The organism is Dapis brunnea BLCC-M229 (assembly GCF_050015995.1).
Lineage (GTDB): Bacteria > Cyanobacteriota > Cyanobacteriia > Cyanobacteriales > Microcoleaceae > Trichodesmium.
Genome location: NZ_JBNHEP010000208.1, coordinates 82,813 through 92,824 on the forward strand (window position 1 = coordinate 82,813; position 10,012 = coordinate 92,824).

General features: G+C 35.9%; 6 protein-coding genes. 2 read left to right on the plus strand and 4 right to left on the minus strand.

All coding sequences use genetic code 11. From position 1 onward, the window contains the following. Positions 1 to 1,766 (minus strand): protein kinase domain-containing protein (locus tag ACP6PM_RS23500; protein WP_426588927.1); only part of this gene is annotated, 1,766 nt, incomplete at its 3' end. Between the two features lie 864 nt (positions 1,767 to 2,630). After that, complete coding sequence (locus ACP6PM_RS23505) at positions 2,631 to 3,086, minus strand: GatB/YqeY domain-containing protein (protein ID WP_426588929.1); 456 nt, start codon at positions 3,084 to 3,086, stop codon at positions 2,631 to 2,633. A 520-nt stretch (positions 3,087 to 3,606) separates the two neighbouring features. On the opposite strand from ACP6PM_RS23505, the gene ACP6PM_RS23510 reads away from it, so the two are divergent. Next, positions 3,607 to 4,599, plus strand: a complete 993-nt coding sequence (locus ACP6PM_RS23510) for a ribose-phosphate pyrophosphokinase (RefSeq protein WP_426588941.1) — start codon at positions 3,607 to 3,609, stop codon at positions 4,597 to 4,599. 871 nt (positions 4,600 to 5,470) lie between these two features. Next, entirely contained in the window at positions 5,471 to 7,252 is a 1,782-nt protein-coding gene (locus ACP6PM_RS23515) for a DUF262 domain-containing protein (RefSeq protein ID WP_426588931.1), read from the plus strand. Between the two features lie 292 nt (positions 7,253 to 7,544). Here the strand turns inward: ACP6PM_RS23515 and ACP6PM_RS23520 are convergent, their stop codons facing one another. Together ACP6PM_RS23520 and ACP6PM_RS23525 are read right to left on the minus strand one after the other, a co-directional pair. Further along, positions 7,545 to 8,150 (minus strand): hypothetical protein, encoded by a 606-nt coding sequence (locus tag ACP6PM_RS23520; RefSeq protein ID WP_426588933.1) that lies wholly within the window; start codon positions 8,148 to 8,150, stop codon positions 7,545 to 7,547. Positions 8,151 to 8,634: 484 nt separating this feature from the next. Further along, a partial coding sequence (locus tag ACP6PM_RS23525; protein WP_426588935.1) for a caspase family protein occupies positions 8,635 to 10,012 on the minus strand: 1,378 nt, incomplete at its 5' end.

Below are 10,012 nucleotides of genomic sequence, written 5' to 3' on the forward strand. Positions count from 1 at the left end.
TCTGTTGCTTCTGGAGTAGCAGTAGGTGCAGGTGAGTCTGTTGCTTCTGGAGTAGCAGTAGGTGCAGGTGAGTCTGTTGCTTCTGGAGTAGTAGTAGGTATAGGTGAGTCTTTTGCTTCTGGAGTAGTGCTAGGAGTAAATTTAGGTGTGAGATTAATTAAATTAATATCTAGCTTGTAGTCAGTACCAGGTAAATCAGGTAAAGGAGTGAGAGTTATTTGGTAGTCACCATCTGTAGGCAACTTTCCTTTCCAAATAGATACTTTCTCAGAGACTCGATCTATTGCTGATCCATCTGCTCCCAATAAACTCATTAATACCCCTTCCCCTGTCACTAATAAATTCAAATTTTGCCCCTGAGTGCCAGAAATTATATACTTAATAGTTTCATTCCCTTTCAAATTACCCTCAATAGATATAGGTTCCCCAGGCAATACATTGAGACGCTCCTCAGAAGTAACTAATGTCGGTGAACTTATTTCTGGAGTTTCAGAAATAGCAGAGGGTGTAGGTAATGGTTTCACTTCTATTTCTGGTGTTGAGGATGGTGCAGAAATAATTGGTGGTGGTGACACAGTAGGTGATGGTGATGATGTTGATGTAGCTATTGGAGATGGCGATGATGGAGTAGGGGCGATAGTTGGTAAAGTTGGTACTGATATGGGGTTAATTTCAGTTGCTTTCTCAAGCTGAGGTTGTTGTTGTTTTTGCTTGAGGATAAAATTAACTACACCCCAAGAAGCTACCCCACATAATACAACTAATAGTGCCACTAATGTAGTTGCAACCCACTTATGATTATCAAAAAAGCTATCATTATTATTAGTGTTAGGATGTTGATTTGGAGTTGTACCTACTGTCACTTCTTGAGACGCAGAAAAGTGATTTTGTTCTTGGTTAATAGTAGGTAGTTGCTGAGATTTTACACCGGGTAATGTTGCTAAAGCTTTCCCTACCTCGGAGACAGACTGGTAGCGATCGCCTGGTTGATGACTTAACATTTTATTGATAATCTCAGCTAACCCAGGACTAACTGTTACCCACCGTTGCCAATTCCAGGTTAATGTAGTTTGATCGATTAATTCTTGAGGTTCTTTTCCCGTCAATAGCACAACTGTCGTAACTGCCAAAGCATATAGATCGCTATTTGCTGTTGCTCTTCCCAATTGAATTTGTTCCCAGGGAGCGTAGCCAAATTTTCCTACATTTGTCAGAGGTACACTTAAGTCGGGAGATTGAACTTTTGTAGCTATTTCCTTAACTACGCCAAAGTCTATCAATACTGGCATTTGGTCGCTTTCACGCCTAATGATATTGTCTGGAGATATGTCTCGGTGAATGATTCCAAAATTGTGAATATAACCTAAAACCGATAACATTTGTTCTAAAAAAGTTAACACTTCTGCTTCTGAGAACAAACTATTTGTCACCTGACGCTCTTGTAATATAGTCCTATAGGTTTTGCCTTCAACGTAATCTTGTAATAAGAATAGACGTTGATGTTCCTCAAAGGTAGCTCTAAATTTAGGAATTTGGGGATGTTGAATTTGATAGAGAACTGCTGCTTCACGAGAAAATAATTCTTGAGATTTTGTTACTGCATAAGCATTTGTTTGTTGGGGAATAAATTCTTTGAGGGCGCAACGTTCATTAAAACGACCTGTATCTTCTGCTAGATAGGTACGACAAAATCCGCCTTGACCTAAAATACTAATCAAGCGATAGCGGTTTTGCAGAATTGTGCCAATGGCAATAGGTAGTTGCATAATAATAATTAGGTTTGATTTAATATAATAGTTACTAGATAGTTAATATTTTTTATACTATAGTAATCCTATTTTATTCGTGTCAAAAATCTTACTGCTTTTTAAGGAACAGAGAACAGGGAACAGCTAACATATAAGAGTTTCAGTTTTTTTATTTACTTTTTGATTACCCGCAACCTATGCGCGGATTGCTATAGATTTGTTGGCTAATTTAGGGCTATTCTAATTTAGGGCTATTACTGTTATTATAGAAGCGATAGTTATTCTTCCATATTCATTCTATGTCGTAATTAATTATATTGTTATTAACTATTATATTTCAGCCATCAATTAGCATTTTTCAGTGTTATCTTAGCTAACAATATTAATAAATTGTAATTATATGATTAATTGATATTACTGATTGCTGGTGACTATCGATGCTAAAGTCTGAGTTTTGGGAAAGGAGCAGCTACTCAGGGACTTCCAAATCACAAAATATACAATTACCCTGAATTTAAGGAGTAGGGAGCGAGGAATAGAAACAGGGAAACAAACAGGTTTATTTCAAAAATTAGATAATTTATTTTTTGCTATTCGCTCAAAAGTATATCAGTAGCCAGGGCGATTAGGACATTCTCGCTCCTCTCAAATTTAGTCACAGCCAGAATTTGACTTCTGACTTCTGCTATATACTCCCAACCCCTATTTTTAAGAAACTGTTTGTTAAATGAAAGTTAAATTCTTGTTTAGTGTTGGTTAAGCCTAAATATATCCTGTTGCTCATGCTAGGTGGAAGCTGTCCGTCATAACCCACCGAGATTAACCATTCTAGCTTTATTAATCTTTATTTAATAAACAGTCTCTTAGCTTGCTATTTAACTATTAATTTAGCTTAGTCTTAACCATTTCTTGAACTTTTTTACCATCGGCCTTACCTTTCAACTGCTGCATTGCCGGGCCCATAACTTTACCCATATCTTTAGCAGAACTAGCCCCCACCTGGACAATAATCTCATCTATTACCTGAGCAATCTCATCATCAGATAACTGTTTTGGCAAATATTCCTCAATAATGGCCAATTCTGCTGCTTCTTGATCTGCTAGTTCCTGACGACCTACTTGAGTATATTGCTCTATAGAATCCCGGCGTTGTTTAGCCAATCTTGCTAATAGATCCATTTCTTGAGCTTCTGTCAAAGACTCTTTGCCAGCCGCCCTAGCATTGACTTCCTCCTCTAGAATAACTTTTTTGATGCTACGAACTGTCTCCAGACGTACCTTATCTTTGGCCTTCATCGCGGCTTTAATCTCCTCTGTGATTTTGTCCTTTAAACTCATAATCCTAATTCTGATCGCAATTAACTCTAAAATCATGTCATAAATCATCAGGAAATAAGGGGACAAAAACGGCCATTCAGGTTGAAACCTGCTAATTCCCTATCTTTTATAGCAGTCGAAGCAAAGGGCCGGGACATCACTAAATGCTGTTTGCAGAGCATTTGGGCAGCAAAAACTCAGTCATAGATTACTTCTGACTTGGCCGTAGGGCCATAATACCTAGTAAAGGTTTTCCGTCAAATCCTTATTTATACTTTTGACTTATTTTTTTAGACTTTTGACTTTTGACTTGTAAAATAATTATATTATCAGGAAAATAGCATCTGCTTAAGAGATTTTAAAATTTTCAAAGAGTTCTTGAATTTTATTACTAAATGTTTCATAATAATCAGATTAATTAGGGCAAAAATCCTTGATATATTGCTGATAAAATAATCTTTCTGTCGATAAAAATACGGAAGAATATTTTTTGTTTGAGATGATAAGATCACGATGAATAAAGGTGCTACGAGGGCTTGCCGTGATCCGTGCTACTTTACCAATTCAGGCTCCTGTGTCTGCTATTGCTAACGATCATAATCGACTAAGACTTTTTTCAGGATCTGCTAACGTTCCTCTATCTACGGAAGTAGCTAGATACCTAGGTTTAGACCTAGGCCCAATGGTGCGTAAGCGTTTTGCTGATGGAGAACTATATGTTCAAATTCAGGAATCAATTCGGGGCTGTGATGTTTATCTGATTCAGCCTAGTTGTCGTCCAGTTAATGACAACTTGATGGAATTGTTAATAATGGTAGATGCTTGTCGTCGTGCTTCTGCCAGACAAATTACTGCGGTAATTCCTTACTATGGTTATGCTAGGGCAGACCGTAAAACTGCTGGACGAGAGTCAATTACTGCGAAATTAGTGGCCAATTTGATTACTGAGGCGGGAGCTAGTCGCATTCTGGCAATGGATTTGCATTCGGCTCAAATTCAGGGTTATTTTGATATTCCTTTCGATCATGTTTACGGTTTGCCAGTAATTTTAGATTACTTAACAAGTAAGAATTTATCTGATATTGTTGTTGTTTCTCCTGATGTGGGTGGGGTGGCAAGAGCCAGAGCTTTTGCTAAAAAGCTAAATGATGCCCCTTTGGCAATTATAGATAAACGTCGCCAAGCTCACAATGTGGCAGAAGTTTTGAATATAATTGGGGATGTCAAGGACAAAACTGCTGTCCTGGTAGATGACATGATTGATACAGCTGGGACTATTTGTGAAGGTGGGCGACTATTGCGTGAACATGGGGCACGACAAGTTTATGCTTGTGCTACTCATGCTGTATTTTCCCCACCAGCTATTGAGCGTCTTTCCCATGGAATATTTGAAGAGGTGATTGTTACTAATACTATTCCGTTCAGTGAGGAACATATCTTTCCTCAGTTAACAGTCCTTTCGGTTGCGAATTTATTGGGTGAGACTATTTGGCGCATTCATGAAGATACTTCAGTTAGTAGTATGTTTCGCTAGAATTGACTGTTCTCACAAACTGTATATTTCTTGCCTCTCCATATTTTAAGAGGAAGAATAATGAGTATGAAATCTTCAGGAAGATTTAATAGAGATAAAATTTTTGTGAGGTTGATTGGTTGACAGTAGGGTTTGCTTCGGTAACTCTACTGTTACTTTTTGAGGTATTTTTTGACTTGATGAGTTATACCAAATCTCAAAACTTTTGCTAAATATCTTTGGTAGTCATGAGTCAGAAATCAATAATCAGGAGTTAGTAGGAGCGCAGATATCTTAATAGTTTTGCCGATGATTTTACTGTAATTAGGATTTATATCATGTCCGGATGAACAGTTATAAATTAGGAGTCAGGAGAAAGAAAGAAGGTATCAGGAGGAGAAGGAGGAGCAAATTTTTTGACCGTACTATTCAGCTTATTTCTATTTATTTAAACCCCATTTTTAAGAGGGTATCTATAAATAAAAAATTAAGCCTTGATGTAGGGTGGGTTTTGCTAAGGCAAAGCTTTCTGTTTGTCATTCTGCCTTTTTCAGAGGAATTTCGCTAACACTAACCCATTCATATCGCGGACTGTTAAGGGAGTTGTGCGACAGCAAAACGGCTGTCGCCGACTTGAATTGACGGGAATAATTTCACAGAATAAAATAATATTTCCCTGCCGCCGTAACTCACAAAATAATAGATATTTGAGGTGTTTATCAGATTTATTTTACCGAAAAATTAAGGTTTAAAGTCTCTGTTTTCAAGGAGAAAAAAATTTACTGTTAAGCAATTCTCTTCTTAAAAATAAGAGGGGATTATTGATTTTTAATTGTTAATTATTGAAAGATTCCTTCTCAGGGCGGAGTCTTAAAACTATTGAGGTAATTATATGGCAACTATTGAATCTCAAGACATGACTTTAGAAAAGTTATTTGATGAATTTTATGTCATTCCTGATTATCAGCGCGAGTATGTTTGGGAAGAAAAAGAGGTAAATGAATTTATTCAAGACATCTATGAAGAATTTTCTGAACAAATTCAAAACACCTATTCTGAGTATTTTATTGGCAGTATAATTGTTTGTAGTCGTGGGGAAAAATTTTATGAAGTAATTGATGGACAGCAACGCATGACTACTGCTTATTTAGTCCTCTGTGCAATTCGGGATTATCTATTAACTATTAATCCTAATGAACGCATTGAAGCATTAAAAAATAAGATTGCTGCTTTATATACGGATAACTGGGGTAATGACCAGTTTAGACATAGGGTAGAACTACAATATGAGGAAAGTCGAGGAATACTAGAAAATATCGCTCTACAAGTAGATTTAGAGCTTGTTGCTCCTACTCGCTCTGTTAAAAATATTCAGAATGCTTATGCTCAAATTAGAAATTTTCTTTCTGATAATTTTGAACTAGATGAACTTGCTATTTCTAATCTGAAAAAGTTTTACGCATATTTTGTCAAAAATGTTAAGTTAATTCGAGTAAAAACGGCTAGTGTTTCCCATGCTTTGAAAATATATTCAACTCTAAATCATCGTGGTTTGCCCCTAGATGATATGGATTTACTGAAAAATCTGATTTTTGCTAAAGCTAAACAAACAAACTATGATAAAATTAAAGTAAAATGGAAAAAAATGATAGATTTGCTCTATCATTCTCAAGAAAAACCAATGCGTTTTTTGCGTTATTTTATCTTAGCTAAGTATGCAGAAGATGGGAATTATATTGCCGAAAAAGAAGTCTATAATTGGTTCTTGAAAAATGAATCTCTATGCGAATATAAAACTGAACCAATTCGGTTTGTGAATAATTTACTTGCCTCAGCTCAAGCTTATGTGGAATTTTTAGCAGGTAATAATATTGATGGAACTGTAAATCGTTATTTGGTAAATATTAGAAATCTTAGTGTAAATGTTAGGCAGCATTTAATATTACTTTTAGCTGTAAATAAATTGCCTCAAGATTGTTTTGTCGCTCTCTGTAGAGAAGTAGAAAATTTATTATTTTTGGCAATGTTAACTAGCGAGCGGAATCAAAAAGCATTTGATGGCATGATTCTTAAGTGGGCAAGTGAATTACGTCAAATTACTTCACAAGAAGATTTTAATCAGTTTATTGCTAACCAAATTATTCCTAACAAACAACGAGTAGCAGACAAATTTGAGACAGCATTCCATAAACTGAATAAGTCATCATTCCAGCCATATCAAATTAAATATATTTTGGCAAAACTGACACAATATATAGATGAAACTGCCTGGGGTGGTGGGGGAGGAATTGACGATCTACGAAATTATATTCTCAAATTAGAATTAGAACAAATTTTGCCAGAAATTCCTACAAAAGAAGTAATTACAGAATTTGATAAACCTACTGAAATAGGAAATTATAGTAAACGTTTAGGAAATTTGACTTTATTAGAAGGTTCGATTAAATCTGCTATTGCTAATGCTAGTTTTGGTGAGAAAAAATTAGGTTATACAAAGTCAAGATTTTTGTTGACTAGAACTATTGCCGAAGAAATTTCTGTTGGGGAAAATACTACTATTGATTTGGCTGTAAAAGATTTAAAGACATTTGAAAAATGGGATTCTCAGGCAATAGAAACTCGCCAGGAGATATTGACTCAATTAGCTAAAAAAGTTTGGGATGTTCCAGAGTAGTCAGTTATCAGTTAACAGTTATCAGTTATCAGTTTGCTACGCAGATAAAAAGGCTCCTGGATTGTAACTGCATCAATTTTTGCTAAATAAAGTTCGACAAAAATATTGGTTTAATTATCATTAAGCTCGTAGTTTTGCTCTAGCCCCTAAAATGTTTGATGCTGGTGCATAGTAATCGTATAGGAAGTGTGGGAAAAAAATGTATATTCTCACCATTACGCGAGTAGGATAACCAAATTTTTATATTTGGGCTAGAGCAAAACTACAAACATTCCAATCTATTACTTTCTCCCTAAAAAACTACAAAAGAATCTAAAAAAGCTTTAGCTTCTGGGAAGTCTAAATTTCCATCTTCAACAATTACTTGTAAACTATATAATATTGGTCCGTTAGGGTCGATATATATTCTTGCCAGTGTTTTTAAATCTGGTCTTTCTCGTGACTGGAAAGTAATTTCTCTACCTGGAAATCCTTTGTAGGTAATTCTCTTTTCATTAACTATTATAGAATTAGTATTTTGTGCCGCCCCGTCTCGCGCTCCATCTAATCCTTTTTCCACATTATATTCGCTAGGTTCGACTGGATATTTAACGTGAGAAACATAAAAAATTCGTTTTTCTTGTGGATATTCGTAGAAGACAAATAAGGTATTTAATTTTCCTAAAGGGGTATTGACAGATAAATTTTTCTCTTGTGGTTTTTGGGGAAAATAAATTGTATAACTACCGTCTGTAGCCTTGTAGTTATACCAGTTATTGGCAAGATAAATAATATTAGTTTTAGTAAATTCTGATGAAGGTTTTGATGATGGGTATAGAATATCTGCTGCATCTAAGTTTGATGCTAAGGGTAGAATTGTAATTATACTAGAAATTCCAATAATCAAGGATAATCTCATTATCTTAAGCTTAAATATTTCAAAGCATTATTAATAAAATTATAATTGGATTTAAAGTTCACATTGTAGGGGCGAATGGCCATTCGCCCCTACCCATTCCATAACGATCAACGGAATTATGTTACTCTAAAGTAAACGGATTTGATATTATTTAAGCGATCGCGACACCCAACAATAACTACAATTTGTGGAATTAATATGTTGGGTTTCGTTTTTTATTTAAAGCGTAATAAATTGTAGGTTGGGTTAAGCGATCGCGACACCCAACAATAACTACAATTTGTGGAATTAATAAGTTGGGTTGAGGAACCCGAAACCCAACTTATTGCTGAAATACGCTCGTATTAGGGTTGAAGCCCTAATAGCAAGATTTAAAGGACTGAAGCCCTACTACAAGCATATCACATAGATTTTTGGAGTTAATTTGTTGAATTTCGTTATGCCTCTTAATCCGTATATCCGTGGCATAATCCGTGTGAGCACTTCAACCCAACGACTGACTTTTGTTTGAATCGTAATTATTAATTATTATATCTCTAGAGTTACCAGGGATATTTATTCGATCGCGCATATTCAAATCACCCTCAACAATATTAGTCTCAATATTAACATCACGCTCCGCTTGAATTTTCTCTTGTGTTTCTTGTTGTACTTCCTCCCATCCCCCTTCGGGTAAACCTTTCCCCCCACGCAATAACGCTACGGGAAAATCTTCTGTCTGGGAAAAGTCGAATATGGGGGTTTGTTTTTTGCCTAATTGTTGAGCGCTTTCAGGAACAGTTTTTCCCACATAATTCATTAAATTGGAAACCGTGACAAATTTATCTCCTGGTTTATTACCTCCACCGTTTAATGCTTCCAAAAAATGTTGTGTGTAGATGCTCATTTCTTCTTGATAATAAGATTTTTCTTCTCCTGTGGATGAGGTGAATACTGCTCGCCCTGTTCCTTTTCTTAAGTCTGCTATTAAGTTTTTCGGGAGGGCGGTTTGACTGAAGTTTTCGGGTAATTCTAGTTCGTCTGTTTGTTTGGCGGTTGCCATTCCTTGGGCGTGACAACTATCTATTATTACTAATAGTTTTTGGGCGGATATTTGCTGGAGGGCGTTGTTAAATTCTGTTGCTGGTAATGCTGTTTTTTGTGGTTTTACCGGACTGGTGTCGTGGGGGATTAAATAATAGTTTTGGGTTGATTTATCTAGCCAACCATGACCGGAATAATAGACTAATATTGTGGCTTCTGGGTCGTTTTTTGCTTGTTGTTGGAGCCAGTTTAAGTTGTCTAAAATGTTTTGTTTTGTTGCTTGTTCATTGCAGAGTCTTCGGAGATAATTTTTATTGTCAATGTAACCACATAAGTCGGGCTTTATGAGGAATGATTTGATGGCTTCAACGTCTTTGACTGTGACGGGAAGTGACCAGTTGGCGTATTTGCAGTCGCCGACTCCTATTAGTAGGGCGTAGTTGTGAGAAAGTGTGTTAGACATGGGTATTTTGGGGGTTGGTTTGTAGTATTGAAGGCGTTGTTGGATGGTTTGGATGGTGTCGATAGTTTCAGATAGACTTTGTTTGACAAAACTATCCTTTTTTAATTTTTTTGTCAACTCAACAATTGTATTTCCAGAACCTATTTTACCCACAGCTTTTGTTGCACTTCTACGCATATTATAGTCTGAGTCTTCAAGTAGTGTAATTAATCCTGGGATAGCTGTTTCGGAACCTATTTTACTCAGAGCTTTTACTGCACAACTACGCACATAATTGTCTGAGTTTTTTAGGAGTGGAATTAATCCTGGAATTGCATTCTTAGAACCTATTTTACCTAGAGCTTCTGCTGCAGAACTACATACAACAGAATCTGAG